Annotated in this window: 13 protein-coding genes; 1 reads left to right on the top strand and 12 read right to left on the bottom strand. The window is 38.3% G+C overall.

Annotated features, from left to right (window positions below):
- Positions 1 to 8: 8 nt before the first annotated feature.
- The 6 genes from ACN0NP_RS05735 to ACN0NP_RS05710 form a co-directional block, all read right to left on the bottom strand.
- Entirely contained in the window at positions 9 to 2,411 is a 2,403-nt protein-coding gene (locus ACN0NP_RS05735; protein WP_423216936.1) for a lipocalin-like domain-containing protein, read from the bottom strand.
- A 56-nt stretch (positions 2,412 to 2,467) separates the two neighbouring features.
- Entirely contained in the window at positions 2,468 to 3,430 is a 963-nt protein-coding gene (locus tag ACN0NP_RS05730; protein ID WP_074629933.1) for a family 43 glycosylhydrolase, read from the bottom strand.
- 83 nt (positions 3,431 to 3,513) lie between these two features.
- Positions 3,514 to 3,927, bottom strand: coding sequence for a DUF4064 domain-containing protein (locus ACN0NP_RS05725; RefSeq protein WP_074629932.1), 414 nt, complete (start codon positions 3,925 to 3,927; stop codon positions 3,514 to 3,516).
- 8 nt (positions 3,928 to 3,935) lie between these two features.
- Positions 3,936 to 4,778: a carbohydrate ABC transporter permease gene (locus tag ACN0NP_RS05720; protein ID WP_142349795.1), complete on the bottom strand. Its 843-nt coding sequence runs from the start codon at positions 4,776 to 4,778 to the stop codon at positions 3,936 to 3,938.
- A 10-nt stretch (positions 4,779 to 4,788) separates the two neighbouring features.
- The gene (locus ACN0NP_RS05715) at positions 4,789 to 5,619 is read right to left on the bottom strand and encodes a carbohydrate ABC transporter permease (RefSeq protein ID WP_052068166.1); all 831 of its coding nucleotides are present in this window, start codon (positions 5,617 to 5,619) and stop codon (positions 4,789 to 4,791) included.
- Between the two features lie 139 nt (positions 5,620 to 5,758).
- Complete coding sequence (locus tag ACN0NP_RS05710; RefSeq protein WP_045798292.1) at positions 5,759 to 7,006, bottom strand: extracellular solute-binding protein; 1,248 nt, start codon at positions 7,004 to 7,006, stop codon at positions 5,759 to 5,761.
- A 353-nt stretch (positions 7,007 to 7,359) separates the two neighbouring features.
- On the opposite strand from ACN0NP_RS05710, the gene ACN0NP_RS05705 reads away from it, so the two are divergent.
- Positions 7,360 to 8,250, top strand: coding sequence for an ArsR/SmtB family transcription factor (locus ACN0NP_RS05705; protein WP_021141508.1), 891 nt, complete (start codon positions 7,360 to 7,362; stop codon positions 8,248 to 8,250).
- A 39-nt stretch (positions 8,251 to 8,289) separates the two neighbouring features.
- On the opposite strand, the gene ACN0NP_RS05700 is transcribed toward ACN0NP_RS05705, so the two are convergent.
- The 6 genes from ACN0NP_RS05700 to ACN0NP_RS05675 all read right to left on the bottom strand — a co-directional run bounded on the left by ACN0NP_RS05700 (position 8,290) and on the right by ACN0NP_RS05675 (position 16,895).
- On the bottom strand, positions 8,290 to 8,532 hold the full coding sequence (locus ACN0NP_RS05700; protein WP_021141507.1) for a DUF6171 family protein: 243 nt from the start codon (positions 8,530 to 8,532) through the stop codon (positions 8,290 to 8,292).
- Entirely contained in the window at positions 8,529 to 10,481 is a 1,953-nt protein-coding gene (locus ACN0NP_RS05695) for a glycoside hydrolase family 127 protein (protein WP_423216935.1), read from the bottom strand. The genes ACN0NP_RS05700 and ACN0NP_RS05695 overlap by 4 nt, the downstream gene beginning before the upstream one ends.
- A gap of 153 nt (positions 10,482 to 10,634) precedes the next feature.
- Entirely contained in the window at positions 10,635 to 12,998 is a 2,364-nt protein-coding gene (locus ACN0NP_RS05690) for a phosphoketolase family protein (protein WP_039697738.1), read from the bottom strand.
- Between the two features lie 134 nt (positions 12,999 to 13,132).
- Entirely contained in the window at positions 13,133 to 14,557 is a 1,425-nt protein-coding gene (gene araA, locus ACN0NP_RS05685; RefSeq protein WP_045798294.1) for an L-arabinose isomerase, read from the bottom strand.
- Between the two features lie 40 nt (positions 14,558 to 14,597).
- Entirely contained in the window at positions 14,598 to 15,299 is a 702-nt protein-coding gene (locus ACN0NP_RS05680) for an L-ribulose-5-phosphate 4-epimerase (RefSeq protein WP_423216934.1), read from the bottom strand.
- 9 nt (positions 15,300 to 15,308) lie between these two features.
- Entirely contained in the window at positions 15,309 to 16,895 is a 1,587-nt protein-coding gene (locus ACN0NP_RS05675) for a xylulokinase (protein ID WP_423216933.1), read from the bottom strand.
- Positions 16,896 to 16,984: the final 89 nt, after the last annotated feature.

The following is a 16,984-nucleotide window of genomic DNA, read 5'->3' as shown; positions in this document are numbered from 1 at the left end:
ATTCCTTTTTATCGTCTTTTCTTTTCATAAAAAATTCCTAGAACACCAGCTGCTACAACACCACAAACTGCTGATAACAAGCTTGGTTTTACAGAATTTTCTTTTCTCATCTCTTTAGTTTTATTAATAGGAGTTGCAACTACTGAACTCTTTTGGATTTTCTTAACTGTTTTAACTTTAGGAGAGTTGGTTTGATTTTGTTTTTCATGAGGAGTTGTCACATTATCAGAAACACTCATTTCTCGTGCAGCATGAGGAGTTGCTGCTAAAGTATTTGGTTTTGATAAAAGTGTTTGATTAATAATTTGTTTAAATCCAAAAGTTGTATCAGCTTGTGCTTTTGCTACTACTATTTTTTGATTAGCTCGAGTCGTTTTTGTCGCTGATTTTTGAGTGACTTTGTAAGGTTTCACACCCCAAATCACTTCGTTATTATTGCCGACTAAGGCAAAAACAAGGCAAGGATTATGACTAGCACTTTCATCTTTTTGAACATCAAAGACACCTTTGTAAGTGACATTTTTTGTCTTGATGGTAATGTAGTAATTATTTCCTTTTTTAGTTTTTGTCCAAGTACCTGTCAAAGATCCAGTCACGGTACCATTCGCATTTAATTGTAGGCGTGATTTTGGTAACGGTTGACCCGAAGTATCACGACCATGATTAACAAATTCATAATCACCTACGAATTGACTTTCGCTTGCTTTTGTTAATGTCAAGTCTGATTTACGGTATTCAAACGGCAAAGCAACTGGCCAATTATCTTCTGTCATGCGCATTGGGTGCACACGAACTTCGTGGTATTCAGTTCCTTGATTAAATCTAGTATGGTTAACCAAATACCAATTGCCATCTTTATCAATAAAAGCTGAATTGTGTCCTGGTGACATGTAAGCTGACTGTAGACTATCTAAGTTATAGTTCCCCATAACCTTGATACCGTAGGCATCATTAACAGGATCAGCAGTCCAACTTGTGTAAGTTGGGTGTTTGCCTTTAGCATCAACATAAAGTCCATCCACGCGTTTTGAACGGAATAAACGCATGTTGTAGCCACCTTCACGACCAAGACCACCATAAGTGATAAACATGTAGTAATAGTCAGTGTTCTTATCATAAATGATATAAGGTGCTTCACCAGATTGGTGATAGCCACCAATTAAATGAGTACCAAAGTATTTATCAATATGACGTCCATCAGCTGTCTTACCATCTTTTCCTGGGTAAATAGCTTTACCAGTTGTTTTATCCAATTCTAGAAGGTAAATCCCACCTGACCAAGAACCGTAACTCATATAAAGCTTGCCAGATTTATCATAAAAGACATTTGGGTCAATAGCATTTGGTGCGTAGTCATTATTGTAAGTATGACCATTATCACGGTTCCAGATCTCTGAGAATCCCGGTTCAATAACACCAGCGGCCATCAATTCATCAATGTTAGTACCTTTGTAATTAGTATTACGAGTGCTGCCGTCTGTCGAATCTTCTCTTGTAAAACCAGAATAAATCAAACTGTCAACGTAATCATATGGTCCTTCAACTGTTTTTGAAACGGCGTAACTAATGACTGAACGTCGCCAAGTTGAGGACGTACAGAAATAATACATGTAAGCACCAGTTGAACCATCAGCCCATTTATAATCTGGATTCCAGACCACATCAGGCGCCCAAATTGCATAATGTCCGCCAGCACAATCCGCATCATCATATCCAGCCCATTCAAACGGCTTAGCAAGATTTTTATTCAAATCACCAAGAACACTTGATGGATTTTCATACTCGTGATTGAAAAGTGGTGTCCAGTTTTGTAAATCTTTTGATTTTGCTTGCCCTAAATGAGAACCAAAAATGTAATAAATTCCTGTTTTTTCGTCGTAAAAAATAGAAGGGTCGTGAACAGAAACACGTTTAAAATCTTTATCTTTGGCAGTTGCTGTGACAGTCACCTTACTATCTGTTAAATCAACAGCAGGTGCTTGATTATCAGCAAGTGTCTTTGTTTCAAGAGTCGTGCTGTCAGCATCCTCTGCTTGAGTAGGATTAACGTCAGAAGGAGTTTCAACTGACTCAACAGTTTTGTCTTGAGTTGTAGAAACTACTGTTTCTGACTGTGATTCAAGCTCTGTATCTACTTGATTTGCTACTTGTGTGTCAGTAGATACTTGTGACTCATTATCAGAAGTCTGTGAATTAGCATCAACTTCTGTAGGATTTGTTTGATTCTCTTCAGGCAATGACTGCGATTGACTGAGCAAAATCGGTGGCTCAGAAACTGCGTTAGTTTCTTCTGCTTGGACAGTCACACCGCCTGATAACAAAGCAATGGACACTCCCAGTAGTACACTGCTTGCACCAAGATGACTTTTGCGAATCGAAAAGCGTTGGCGAACATTTCCATTTGTCTGCATGATTTTTCCTCCAAATACCCTTTTTAATATCCTAAAACCATGTCTTTTATCAACTATTACATTACTTGACCAGGCTCACCAAATACTGGAAATCCTTTATCATCCCAAGAAAAGATTTGAGCATTGGCGTGTCGGTTTGGATTATCAAGCGGATCACCAGCTTTATTTTTTTCAGGACGCGCATGGAAAATGAGAACATCTTTCGTATCATCTTCACTACGTGTGAATGAATTATGTCCTGGGCCATAAAGGTGATGGCGTTCAGATGAAACAAATACTGGTTTTTCTGATTTGTGCCAAGAATAACCATCTAGCAAATCATCATCAACATTTGCCCAAAGCAGCCCCATCGCATAATTTTCATCCGTTGCGCTGGCTGAATAAGTCACAAAAACTTTACCGTTTCGGATTAAAACTGCTGGCCCTTCATTAACCAAGAATCCTATTTTCTCCCAATCATACTCAGGAATGGTCAATAATTTTTGCGGACCTGTTAGTGTCCACGGATTTTCCATTTTTGAAATATAAAGGTTTGAATTGCCTGGAATGCGTGGATCAAGTTGTGCCCAAATGTAATACAAGTCATCTCCCAATTCAAAAGCTGTCGCATCAATGCTAAAGCTTTCGTACTGTGTTTTCACTTGTCCCTTTTCCACCCACTCACCCTCCATAGGGTTAGCGCTTTCATTTTCAAGTACAAACATACGATGATGATGAAATTGACTACGTTCAACCGCATCATCACTCGCTGCAAAGTAAATGTACCATTTACCTCGTAGATAATGAATTTCTGGCGCCCAGACCAATTCACTTAGTGGTCCAGATTCGTGTGCATGCCAAATTGTTTTAACCTCAGCTGACTCCCCCAAGCCATTTAAGGTTTTTGCACGACGCAACTCGATTGTTTGATAACCAGGAACAGAACCTGTAAAGTAATAATAACCATCTGTGTGTTTATACACCCAAGGGTCAGCACGCTCCAGTACAATTGGATTGTGATAATCCTCTACATTATTCATATTTATCGTCTCCAAACTTTTTCTTAAAAAACATAATCTCATCTATCATAAATCGAAAAACTTCTACTTTTACTTCTCTCTCATCAAAGTTCTACACCATCTTTAACTTTGTAATATGCCTTTGTACGTGCAGCATAAACAATCAAAGCTGACAAATAGAAGAACACTCCAATCAAATCAAACGAAGCAAATTGAACAATAATACATACGATAATCCAAGCAACGATTTTTTTATTGAGAATCTCATCATCAATAAAGCGTGTCACAAGAAACGTGATAATTCCCATTACTAAGATTATTAAGCCGAAAATCATAATAAATTTTGTCAAACTATCTAACAAGCTAACTGAAGCATAGCTAACTTGTTTATGATGTTCGAAACTAGACATGCCTTCTTTTTGAAACCAATCAGAATATCCAAAAATCGTCAACAAAGCGGTAATAACATTCCAAATTGATCCAAGTATAAGTAGAATTTTTTCTGATTTACGTTTCATGAATTATACTAACCTTTCACACCTGCGTTTAAGTTCATTGATTGTACAAAGTATTTTTGTGCAAACAAGAACAACAAAACTGTTGGGATAATTGCAAGTAATGCAGAACCCATCAATTGACCAATCAAACGGTAATTACCGTAAATATCTTGAAGTAGCAACAAACCTGCTGTGATTGGCATTTTTTCAACATCATTGTAAACAATTACTGGCCACAAGAAATCATTCCAAGAACCTGTAAATGAGAACAAAGCACATACAATCAAGACCGGTTTAATAAGCGGTACAATGATTCGAGAGTAAATAACAAACTCACTAGCACCATCAACCCTTGCTGATTCGTCAAATGACTCTGGAATACCTTTCATGAATTGTCGTGCCAAGAAGATATTACCAACACCAGCCAAACCTGGGATAATCATTGCCATTGGTGAGTTTACCCAACCAAGAGTTTCAATGATTTTGTATGATGGAATCAAGTTAACGACACTTGGAAACATTGAAATACCAAGTACTGTGAAGAAAATTTGGTCACGGTATTTGAATTTCAATCGTGAATAACCATATGCTGTAACTGAAACCACAATAACAACTAAAATTGTGTGGCTTGTAGCGATAAACAAAGAGTTCCACAACCATCTAACGATTGGTGCTGTAGAGGTATTATTTAAGATTTCAACATAGTTGTCCATAATCCAGTTGACTGGCAACAATCTAAATCCGACAGAAACAACTTCTGTTTGTGAACGGAATGATGTTACAAAACCGAATATTAACGGAATAATCCAAATAACACTTAAAGCTATTAAGAAGATGTATGATAGCCATTTTGAAATTTCTATTTTTTTCATCTTTACCTCCTCAGTCCGCATTCTTATTCATGACATAGTATTGTGCGGCAGAGACAATCAAGATGACAACACCAAGGATAACCGCCATGGCAGAAGCCATACCTGCGATAGATTCCCCTTGTCCAAATGCAAGTGATCTGATGTACATCATTAGTACGTGAGTTCCTTGTTCTGGACCACCTTTAGTCATCATCAATGGTTGAGCGAATACGTTGAACGCTCCAGCTGTTGACATTACAAATGTGTAAATCAATGGGAAACGAATAGCTGGAAGTGTGATATTGAAGAATTTTTGAACTGGAGTTGCACCATCAATATCAGCAGATTCGTATAAGTCTTGAGAGACACCAGCAATCGCTGCGCGATAGATAATCAAGTTACCACCGATTCCTCCCCAAAGAGAAACAAAGATAATCAAAAGCCAAGCATAAGGTTGTTTAGCTCCCCATGAAACATCCAAACCAAACAAGTTATTAACAATACCTAGTTTTGAGTGGAAAAGCAAAGACCAAATCAAAGCTGCGGCTGAGATTGAAATCAATCCTGGCACATACAAAATAGCTTGGAAAAGATTTTTAAATTTAACTTTCTTATGTTCTAGTGCTACTGCAACGAGCAACGGAATGATAATCATCAACGGTACGATTAACACCACATAAACCAGTGTATTTTTCATACCATTAAAGAATTGAAAATGGAAAGTTGATTTTGCATTAAACAAAATAGTTTTATAGTTAGCTAACCCTACCCATTCAGGCTGACCGACTAAGTTCCACTTTGTAAATGATACGTAAATACCGTAAACAGTTGGAATAACAATAAAAGTTAAAAATAGCAACATGTGTGGCCCAATGAAAAACAGAGGTTTTAAATTCAGTTTTTTCTTCGTTTTCAACTTTCTCCCTCCTTCTAAAGATGAGGTGGTATTCCAGCCACCTCATCCTTTCTTTTTATTTGATAAAACACCTAAAATCAATTAACTATTCTTGAGGATTTTTTTCGTTTTCAGCGATTTTATCTTCAGCAAATTTTTGAATAGCTTTTAGACCTTTATCGATATCTTTCTTACCGTAAATAATATCCATTGCGTAAGTGTTAACTGCTTCATCTACATATGAATAGTATTTGTAGTCATAAATGTGAAGTGAGTTAATTTCTTCTGGAGATGAAGTGAAGAATGATTGTTTGTAGTTCTTGAAGTCATCACTTTCAACAACATCTTTACTTGCTACGATTTGACCAGCTTTGGCCCATTCGATAGAGTTTTTACGAACGTATTCCAAGAATTTACCGATACCTTTTTCTTTACCTTTTGTACGTTCAGAACTCTTCAACAAAGCAAACATGTGAGAAGAAGCACGGTTAGTGAATTTATCAGGAGAGAATGAGTAAACGTTTGTTACACCATAGTTCAAGCCTTTAACAGCATCGTGAGCTGTTGAAGTCCAAGTACCATCAGTTGAGAAGAGAACGTTTCCTGATTGGAACATCAAGTAACCATCTTCACCATTTGGAGTCATTAGACCTGCGCTAGCCAAGTTTTTAAGTGATTCAAATGTTTTACGCATTTCAGGTGTATCCAAGTTTGGTTTACCATCTTTTTCAATAGTACCGTCTTGGTTAGCAATTTCACCTAAGATAACCCATGAAATCAATGAGTTATTCAAAACGTAGTCACCTTTTTTCATTTTACCTGCAAGTGACATCATTTCATCGAAGGTTACAACATTATCATCTAGGAAGTTTTCACAACCATATTTTTTAAGAAGATCTTTGTTGTAGTACATTGCATTAGCGTGGATATCAAGTGGAACTGTGTATTGTTTACCATCGAATTGTCCAGCATTCCAAGCTTGTGGAAGGTAGTTTTCTGATTTAATATTCTTTTGTTGTTTCAAGATACCAGTCATTGGTTTTAACATGCCTGCATCAGCAAAAGCTGGAACACGGTCGGCGTGAATCAATGTCAAATCAGGAATACCTTTTTTAGAGTTCATCGCAGTGTAGATTTTTGTGTACATATCAGAAGTTACCACTGCTTTAACTGGATATTCTGGTTTAGTCTTGTTATATTCTTTAACAATGTTGTTCATGTAGGCACCGTCGTCACCTGTCAACGGGTTCCAAAATGTAATTTCTTTTGGATTAGTTTTTTGTCCACATCCAACTAAGAGTGTTGCTGCAAGTGTTGTTGCTGCAACCATTGCAATCTTTTTAAAAACTTTCATTTTTTTACCTCAATCAAATTCCCTTTTTAATTTACATTTTTGTTCATTCCAATACAAAATCCCCTTCTGAAATAAACAAAACATTTAATTTTAAGATTAACATTTTTATTAACTTTCTTGTTCCATCTGCACCTCTCTCTTTTGCATTAAAAGCGCTTTCATGTTTCGTATGATTTTATTATAGCACTTTAAGGTAACATTTCAAGTATTTTTTCTAGTTTTTTGATATATTTTTATTATTTTTTTCTCTAAAATTAAGTTAATTATAAAGTTTATTTTCAGTTAATTCAGAATGTTATCGTTTACAAATATTAATAAATATGTTAATATTAACTCAAAAGGAGGTGCTTAATATGCAACTTGAAATCAATTCTGAAGCTCTGCCTGTTTACGAAGCACTCGCAAGTAAGGTACGATTACAAATCATTCAACTGCTTTCTAAAAAGCGGATGCACATCAAAGAAATCGCCGATGAATTACATTTGAGTAGTGCTATTATCACACAGCACATCAAAAAATTAGAAGAAGCTCAAATTGTAAAAACTGAACGTATCGGCCACCAAAAAGTGGTCAGTCTTGGAATTGACCGCATCGAAATTAATTTTCCTAAGAAAATTTTTAATGCGTATTCAACTATTGAGACATCTATCCCTGTCGGTCACTACACAGACTACTCTGTTGAACCGACTTGTGGCTTAGCTAGCAAAGATGACTTTATCGGTCCTGTAGATGAGCCTCGTTACTTCATGGTTCCTGAACGTATGAAAGCTCAAATCGTTTGGTTTACTCAAGGTTTCTTGGAGTATCAGGCACCGAACTTGCTAAAAAAAGATGACACCTTGAAGATGATGGAAATTTCTTTTGAAATCGCATCTGAGTTTCCATTTACCAACAACAACTGGCCATCTGATATCACATTTTCACTAAACGACCAAGAATTAGGTTCATGGACAAGCCCTGGTGACTTCGGAGATATCCGAGGAAAATACACCCCAAAATGGTATCCTGATCACCTAAATCAATACGGTCTTCTAAAAACAATTCGTATCACCGAGCACGGAACTAACATCGACGGTGACTTCCTATCACCACTTAAAATTTCTGACTTGGATGCTTCTGCTGATACTTGGAAATTCCGTTTTGAAGTTAAGGGTGATGCCGAAAACGTCGGTGGCTGTACACTATTTGGCGAAAACTTTGGCAATTACAAGCAAGACATTAAAGTTAAACTCTTTTATAGCTAATAAAGACATAAAAAGGACGGCTTTTAGCCGTCCTTTTTCTTACCATTTTCCTTCTGGGCATGTTTTAACAGCTAAGGCTGTTCTGAATTTATAGTAGCAGCCACATTTTCCACAGGTGTGACCTACGCGTTGTGGACAAGTCTGACAGATTTCCTGGCGACGTTGCCACTCAGTATCATCAACCAAATTAAACTCTAAAGCCAATTGCTGCTCGATTGACTCTTCGATTTCTTGGTCTGACAAGGTCACTTTTGCAGCGCAGCCAAAGCATGGTGCGGTCATGGTACATTCCTCCTTACTTCTGGAAACCAAACTTGCATATCTGTCTCACCTTGATTGCCCCAAAGATAATAAGGCATCATGACCAAATCAGATAAACGTGAGGTTTCTTCATAATCAAACTGATAAAGTGTCTTTTCTTGCCAAGCATCAACTTTCTGACAAGGAAGTGTCAAGCTAGTATATACTCCAAAATCTTTTGTCCCTTTTACAGCATGAGCTTGATTAACCAATTTAGAATCTAAGCGACAGTACTTCAAATTTGGATTGTCAACAGCTTGCGCACAATAAATAAATGGTCCTTTTTGAATAGCTACTTTGCCAATATCAGCTCGTACTTCTGGATTACTATGCACTGCTAAGACAGGCTGACCAAAATGCAAAACAATATGAGCACCGTCTTCTAGATAAACTTTTATGCGACGACCTTCACGTTGCAAAACTTTAGCATTCTCACAAGTCACAGCAAGGTCTTTTGCCCAATAAGGCTCTTGCAAATACAAAGTCTTCTGTACCCCAGAGTAAGTTATTTCAACCTTGTTTCCAAATGGAAAATCAGTTTTTTGTTCCAAAACAAAATCCTTACCCTTCAACTGACTTGCGATGTAAAAATTAATAAACAGTTCATTGCCACTTTCTAGATAAATATAGCGACCAATCGAGCCGATGGTGCGAGCAAAGTTTGGCGGACAACAAGCACAACCTAGCCAATCAGGACGTTGTGTCTTAACGTGACCTTTACCAGGATTATGGTGACAAGAATCAACATCAACTTCTAAAGGATTAACATAAAAGAAATGTTTTCCATCGGCAGAAGCCCCTGACAAAATGCCGTTATAAAGCACGCGCTCCATGACATCGATATACTCTGCTTTTGGTGAAATTTGAAATAGCTCGTAAGCAAAATAAAGCAAAGCGATTGAAGCACATGTTTCACAGTACATGGTATCATTTGGCAAATCATAAGGACCAACAAAAGCTTCGCCGTGAACTGTCGAGCCAACCCCACCAGTTACATACATTTTACGATGCACAATATCATCCCAAATATCTAGACAAGCTTGATAAAGCTCAGCATCAAAATCACGCGCCACAATCTTTGCCATACCAGTCGCCATATAAAGCATACGCACCGCATGCCCAACAGCGTGTTTTTGGTGTTTTGGCTGCGTGTAAGCCTGCAAATACTCCAAATCAATCGTTGGATTATCATCTGATAAACCGTCAGCCAGATTTGCAGCTACTTCTTCCCGATAAAAATCTGGATTTTTTCCACGAACATCAATAAAGAATTGTGCCAAACGCAAATAAGACTCATCCTTGGTATAATCATATAATTTTACAAGCGCTAATTCAATTTCCTGATGTCCATCGGCACCTTGAATCTGATTGTCACCATAGCCAAAATGCTCAGAGATATTGCTAACAAAATGTTTAGCGACCTGCAATAACTTATCTTTCCCTGTCGCCTTATCATAAGCAATTGCAGCTTCAATCAAATGCCCAGCGCAGTACAATTCATGACTAAAATAAAGCTGACGATATTTTAATTTAGGAAATTTCAATTGGAAGTAAGTATCCAGGTACCCATCATCTTCCTGAGCCTGCTCAATAATAGCAATCACTTCATCAGCTTTCGCTTCAAGTTTCGCATCTGGCTGGCTTTGCAAAATAACACCAACTGACTCTATCCATTTGTAAACATCGCTATCTTGGAAAAACCACCCGAAATGTTCTCCTGTCGCAAGCCCTGCAGCAATTTTAAAATTCTCAATCGCATGACTTTTTCCTGCTGGCAAACTGTCATCTTTTCGCTCTGCTTGGACATCTACCGCAATCTCATCTTTTAGAACCTGCAATTGATAAGGAATCGTTTTTTCCTTGATTAAACGCAAATAATCTTGCCAAAAAGGCGAGGTAATTGCAACATCCTTTAAATCGAATTCTTTCATAACCTATTCACCTGCATTAAAACTTCCAACTACCCAAAAAAAGAGACCGCCAAACACATATCACACATGATTGACGACCTCCCTTCTCGTGTTAGAATAGTTAGATTTATAAGTATTAGTTTTTAATTATTAATATGAAATCGTTAGCAACAATTAATTAATATTTTCCCATTGCCAATTTTGAACTTCAGGAATATCATCACCATTTTCACGGATGTAAGCAGTGTGGTAAGCCACTTTGTCATCCATTTCTTTAGCAAATTCAGCCGCTTTGTCACCAAGGACTGCTTGAGCAGCATCTTTTGCAATGTGGAATCGGTCCATTTCTGAAAGAACACGCATATCAAATGGTGTTGTGATATCACCATTTTCACGGTAACCATGAACGTAAACGTTGTGGTTAGCACGATTGAAGAACAAATCGCGAATCATGTCTTCATAGCCGTGGAAACCAAAGATGACTGGTTTATCTGTTGTGAAGAGTTTGTTAAATTCTTCATCAGAAAGACCACGAGGGTCAACTTTTGGTGAACGAAGTTTAAGAATATCCACAACGTTGATAAAGCGAATCTTGATATCTGGGAAGGCTTTGTGAAGAATTGAAATACCAGCTAAAACTTCCAAGTTTGGTTCTGTACCAGCTGCTGCAAAGACAACATCAGGTTCTTGACCGTGGTCATTTGAAGCCCAGTCGATTACTTTGTAGCCTTCACGCGCCAATTCTTCTGCTTCTTCAACAGAATAGAATTGAGGACGTGGGTGTTTAGATGTGACAAGGACATTGATTTTATCTTCATCAGCAAGAGCTTTTTCCATGACTGCAAAGAGTGAGTTTGAGTCAGCTGGCAAGTATTCACGAATGAATTCTGGTGTTTTTTCTGCCAAGTGAGTCAAGAGACCTGGGTCTTGGTGAGTGTAACCATTGTGGTCTTGTTGGAAAACAGTTGATGTTGCAATCAAGTTAAGTGATGGGTAGTTTTTACGCCAATCAGTGTGTGTTTTTGATTTACGCAACCATTTGAAGTGTTGGGTAATCATTGAATCAACAACACGAAGGAATGATTCATAAGATGCAAAGAATCCGTGACGTCCAGTCAAGACATAACCTTCCAAGAAACCTTCTGCTTGGTGCTCTGACAATTGTGAATCAATAACACGACCAACTGGTGAAATCCATTCATCGTATGAGTCATCACGACGACCAAGCCATTGACGATTAGTCACTTTGAAGACATTGTTCAAACGGTTTGATTTTGTTTCATCAGGACCAAAGATACGGAAGTTGTCTGGGTTTGCTTGCATCAAGTCAGCAACATAATTACCAAACTCAATCATATCTTGTTTCATGACGCTACCAGGTTTTGTAGTATCAATAGCGTGTTTGCGCCAATCAGCAAGGTCAAGTTTTTTAACAACACCGGCATTAGTGATTGGGTTCATTGACATACGGCGGTCACCTTTTGGTGAAATCGCACGGATTTCTTCTTTGATGTAACCTTTTTCGTCAAAGAGTTCTTCTGGACGATATGAATTCAACCAACTTGTCAAATGGTCAATATATTCCATGTGACCTGCTTCAACTGGAATTGGAACTTGGTGAGCACGGAAACCACCTTCAATTGGTTCACCATTCCATTCTTTTGGACCAGTCCAACCTTTTGGAATACGAACAATAAGTACTGGCCAAACTGGTTGTGTAGCTTCTTCTGCTGGATGTTTACGAGCTTCAGCTTGGATAGCTTTGATTTCTTCGATAACAGCATCAAGTGTTTCTGCCATTTGACCGTGAATAACTTCAGGGTCTTTACCTTCTACAAAGTAAGGTTTCCAACCAAATCCTTCAAACAAGTGAGTCAATTCTTCATCTGTTTTACGAGCAAGAATTGTTGGATTGTGAATTTTACCACCATTTAGGTAAAGGATTGGAAGAACAGCACCATCATTAACTGGGTTGATGAATGTATTTGAGAACCAACCAGCATTAAGCGGACCAGTTTCAGCTTCACCATCACCGATAACAGTTGCGGCAATCACATCAGGATTATCAAGGATAGCACCTGTGGCATGTGAAAGAGCATAACCAAGTTCACCACCTTCGTGGATAGATCCTGGTGTTTCTGGCGCAGCGTGTGAGGCAATACCGCCAGGGAATGAGAAGATTTTACAAAGTTTTTTAAGACCTGCTTCATCTTGTGTAATTTGTGGATAACGTTCAGTGTATGAACCGTCAATGTATGAGTTAGAAACCATAACTTGTCCACCATGACCAGGTCCTTCAATGTAAAACATGTTAAGGTCGTATTTATTGATAACACGGTTCAAGTGAGCATAAATAAAGTTTTGCCCAGCAATTGTTCCCCAGTGACCAATTGGGTGAACTTTAACATCTTCTTTAGTCACTTCACGACGCATCAATGGATTATCTTTCAAATACATTTGCGCTACTGAAATGTAGTTAGCTGCTCGCCACCAAGCATCAACTTTTGATAGGTATTCTTTTGAATTAAAGTCTGTCATAACCATCGCTTTCTTTTCTAAAAATTTTTTTAAAAATAATGGGAGAAAGACTGATTGCACACAGTCAATCTCTCATCGATACAAACAAATAAATAGGAGTGAGGAGTATTTTCTTATTTTCTAATTAGGGATTATTATTTAATGACTACGTAATCAACACCGACCATTTTAGCCCAAGCAACAACTTGGTCAGATGTAGCGTTAAGTGAAACAACTGTGTGGTGACCGCCACCAGCTTCAATCCAAGATTTCACACCTTCGTGGAAGTTTGGTTTTACTTCCCAAAGAACACGTGCTACTGGAAGATTTGGTGCAGCTTCTGTTGGTTCGAAGGCTTCAACTTCGTTAATCAAAAGTTTGAAGTTTGTACCAAAGTCAGCCATTGAAACGACAACACCAGAACCTGCTTTACCATCAAAGATTAAACGAGCTGGATCTTCTTTACCACCGATACCAAGTGGGTTAACACTGATTTTTGGTTTGTTGTGAGCAAGAGTTGGGTCAACTTCAAGCATGTGAGATTCAAGAGCAGCTTCTTTACCTGCAGCAAGTTCATAAGTGTAATCTTCCATAAATCCAGTGCTTTGGTTGTGAGACATTACTTTCATGAAGCGGTCAAGCGCAGCTGTTTTCCAGTCACCTTCACCAGCAAATCCATAACCTTGTGCCATCAAACGTTGAACAGCAAGACCTGGAAGTTGTTTCATACCATGAAGGTCTTCAAAGTTATCTGAGAAGGCAGTGTAGCCACCAGCATCCAAAAAACGTTTCAAAGCAATTTCATAACGCGCTTGTTCTTTGACATGGCTTTCCCAAGTTTCAACATCGTAATTACCATAATCAAAGTCATAAAGTTCTTTGTATTCAGCAAAGAGAGCATCGACTTCTTCGTCAGTGACTTGATTAATCACTTCAACCAAATCTCCGATACCAAAGTAATCTACTGTCCAACCAAATTTGATTTGTGCTTCGATTTTATCACCGTCAGTAACAGCAACGTTACGCATGTTATCACCGAAACGAGCAACTTTGATTTCAAAACCAGAATTGTAAGCTACAGCGACATCCATCCAGTCACCGATTTGTTTTTGAACATCTTCGTTTTTCCAGTAACCAACAACGACTTTATTATTTTTTTGGAGACGAGCATTGATATAACCATATTCACGGTCACCGTGAGCTGATTGGTTCAAATTCATGAAATCCATGTCGATTGTTGCCCAAGGAATTGATTCGTTAAATTGAGTTGCCAAGTGCAACAATGGTTTTTGAAGCAATTTTGTTCCACGAATCCACATTTTAGCAGGTGAGAATGTGTGCATCCAAGTCACAACACCAGCAACTTCATCACGATAGTTAATTTCTTTCATCAATTTTGTGATGTTGTCAGCTGAAACAGCCAATTCTTCTTGGAAAACAAGTGGATAAGGGAGGTTACCGCTAGCATTCAAAGTTGCGACCATTTCACGCGCATGTTTTTTAACTTCTTCAAGAGCATCTTCACCATACAAATGTTGTGAACCAACGACAAACCAAAATTCTTTTTTTGCTTCTAACATAATAAACTCCTTTATATTTTCTTTAATTCTTAATCACAAGTTAACGATTTGCTTGACCGTAGTAAGCATTTTTACCATGTTTACGGTTATAGTGTTTATCAGAGATGTATTGTGGCAACTCTGGTGCAAATGGGTTTAGGAAGCGTGTGATAGCATTCATGCGACAAACTTCTTCCAAGACCACTGCATGCATGACAGCGTCATAAGCATCTGTCCCCCACGTAAATGGGCCGTGCCCTTGCAAAAGCACTCCAGGAACAGCCATCGGGTCCAAGCCACGTTCGGTAAATGTTTCGACGATAACATTACCTGTTTCATGTTCATATCCTGCATCCAATTCTTCTTTTGTTAAGAAGCGTGCACAAGGAACTGAACCGTAAAATGTGTCGGCATGAGTTGTTCCCATCGCTGGAACATCAAGACCAGATTGTGCCCAACTTGCTGCCCAAGGTGAGTGAGTATGAACGATACCACCAATCTCTGGGTAAGTTTTATAGAGCACCGCATGGGTTGGCATATCTGATGATGGTCGAAGGTCACCTTCAACAACATTTCCATCAAAATCACAAACCACCATGTCAGCTGCTGTCATCTTGTCATAATCAACACCTGATGGTTTGATGACAAAGAGTCCTGACTCACGGTCAACCTCACTGACATTTCCCCATGTGTATTGGATAAGGTGACGTTTTGGTAATTCCAAGTTAGCTTGATAGACTTTTTCTTTTAAATCTTCTAACATGTCTTTCTCCTAAATCGTTTCAACTGCTGCTCGTTCAACAGCTAATCCCTTTTTGTATTTTTCCAAGAAAGCTTTAAAACCTTCAACATCTGCAACATCTGGTTCAATAGTTGCTACATCAGCGTCTGCAAAGACAACTTCTTCAAGATAATCAGCAAGTGAACGTTCAGTGTGGGTCATATAATCTGCAAGGAGAGCAATTCCCCAAGCACCACCTTCACCAGCTGTTTCCATTACAGATACCGGACTGTTAATCGCAGCTGCTAACAAACTTTGACCAACTTTAGGTGTTTTGAAAATACCGCCATGACCAAGAATCTTGTCAATTTGGATATTTTCTTCATCGACCAAGATTTCCATCCCAATTGCAAGTGTTGAGAATGCTGATAGGATGTGGCTGCGCATCAAATTTGAAACGTTGAAATTGCTGTCTGGCGTGCGAACAAGAACCGGACGACCTTCGTTGATATTTGTAATGCTTTCGCCTGAGTAATAACCGTAGCTTAGAACACCACCACAATCTTTATCACCTGACAAAGCTGTGTTAAAAAGAAGTGGGTAAATGTAAGCTGTACTGATTGGTTTACCACACAAGCCTGAGAATTCTTGGAACATTTTCACCCAAGCATTAATATCAGAAGTACAGTTATTAGCATGAACCATAGCCACTGAATCACCAACCGGTGTTGTGACAATATCAATTTCTGGATGAAGTTTCTTCAAGGCTTTTTCAAGAACAATCATGGCAAAAATTGAAGTTCCTGCTGAGACATTACCAGTTCGTTTAGCCACACTATTTGTCGCTACCATACCAGTTCCAGCATCACCTTCTGGTGGGCAAAGTTTTGAGCCTGCTTCCAATTCACCACTTGGGTCTAGTAGTTTAGCACCTTCTTCTGTCAAAACACCAGCTAGCGTACCTGCTGTTAAAACTTTTGGCAACAAGTCTTTTAATTGCCACGGAACGTCGTAAGATTCAATTTTCTTAGCAAAGAGATTCAAAAATTCTTGGTTATAATCACCTGTTTCTGAATCAATCGGAAACATCCCTGAAGCATCTCCGACACCGAGAACTTTCTCACCAGTCAATTGCCAGTGGATGTAACCAGCTAAAGTTGTCAGATAATCAATATTTGAAACGTGTTCTTCTTTGTTTAACATCGCTTGGTAGAGATGAGCAATGCTCCAACGTTCTGGAATATTAAAATCAAATAAATCACTTAATTCCTTAGCGGCTTGAGCTGTAATGGTATTTCGCCAAGTTCTAAATGGAACGAGCAAGTTGCCTTCTTTGTCAAAAGCCATGTAGCCGTGCATCATTGCACTAAAACCAATTTGTCCGATCTTTTTAAGTGGAACTTGATATTTCTTAGCAACATCTGCTTTTAAATTACGGTAAGATGTCTGTAAACCTGTCCATATATCTTCTAATGAATATGTCCAAATTCCATCGACAAGTTTATTTTCCCAATTGTAACTTCCAGAAGCAATTGGTCTTTGCTTGCTATCAATTAACACTGATTTTATGCGGGTTGAGCCAAATTCAACCCCTAGTGATACGTGACCATTTTTAATGTCATCAATAACATGCACCATGGATAGCCCTCCTTTTGTATCCGTTTTCAATTTTCGAGATTATTATAACACTTCTGTTCGGACATGTAAATAGATAAAATTAAATTTGT

It is taken from the genome of Streptococcus equinus, from assembly GCF_049393805.1.
GTDB lineage: Bacteria > Bacillota > Bacilli > Lactobacillales > Streptococcaceae > Streptococcus > Streptococcus equinus.
The sequence above is the reverse complement of the archived record's forward strand: the minus strand, read 5'-3'. Positions and strand labels throughout refer to the sequence as shown.

Excerpts from the sequence above, each read along its gene's own strand:
- ACN0NP_RS05735 (WP_423216936.1), bottom strand. The coding sequence starts at position 2,411 with ATGCAGACAAATGGAAATGTTCGCCAACGCTTTTCGATTCGCAAAAGT.
- ACN0NP_RS05730 (WP_074629933.1), bottom strand. The coding sequence starts at position 3,430 with ATGAATAATGTAGAGGATTATCACAATCCAATTGTACTGGAGCGTGCT.
- ACN0NP_RS05725 (WP_074629932.1), bottom strand. The coding sequence starts at position 3,927 with ATGAAACGTAAATCAGAAAAAATTCTACTTATACTTGGATCAATTTGG.
- ACN0NP_RS05720 (WP_142349795.1), bottom strand. The coding sequence starts at position 4,778 with ATGAAAAAAATAGAAATTTCAAAATGGCTATCATACATCTTCTTAATA.
- ACN0NP_RS05715 (WP_052068166.1), bottom strand. The coding sequence starts at position 5,619 with ATGTTGCTATTTTTAACTTTTATTGTTATTCCAACTGTTTACGGTATT.
- ACN0NP_RS05710 (WP_045798292.1), bottom strand. The coding sequence starts at position 7,006 with ATGAAAGTTTTTAAAAAGATTGCAATGGTTGCAGCAACAACACTTGCA.
- ACN0NP_RS05705 (WP_021141508.1), top strand. The coding sequence starts at position 7,360 with ATGCAACTTGAAATCAATTCTGAAGCTCTGCCTGTTTACGAAGCACTC.
- ACN0NP_RS05700 (WP_021141507.1), bottom strand. The coding sequence starts at position 8,532 with ATGACCGCACCATGCTTTGGCTGCGCTGCAAAAGTGACCTTGTCAGAC.
- ACN0NP_RS05695 (WP_423216935.1), bottom strand. The coding sequence starts at position 10,481 with ATGAAAGAATTCGATTTAAAGGATGTTGCAATTACCTCGCCTTTTTGG.
- ACN0NP_RS05690 (WP_039697738.1), bottom strand. The coding sequence starts at position 12,998 with ATGACAGACTTTAATTCAAAAGAATACCTATCAAAAGTTGATGCTTGG.
- araA (WP_045798294.1), bottom strand. The coding sequence starts at position 14,557 with ATGTTAGAAGCAAAAAAAGAATTTTGGTTTGTCGTTGGTTCACAACAT.
- ACN0NP_RS05680 (WP_423216934.1), bottom strand. The coding sequence starts at position 15,299 with ATGTTAGAAGATTTAAAAGAAAAAGTCTATCAAGCTAACTTGGAATTA.
- ACN0NP_RS05675 (WP_423216933.1), bottom strand. The coding sequence starts at position 16,895 with ATGGTGCATGTTATTGATGACATTAAAAATGGTCACGTATCACTAGGG.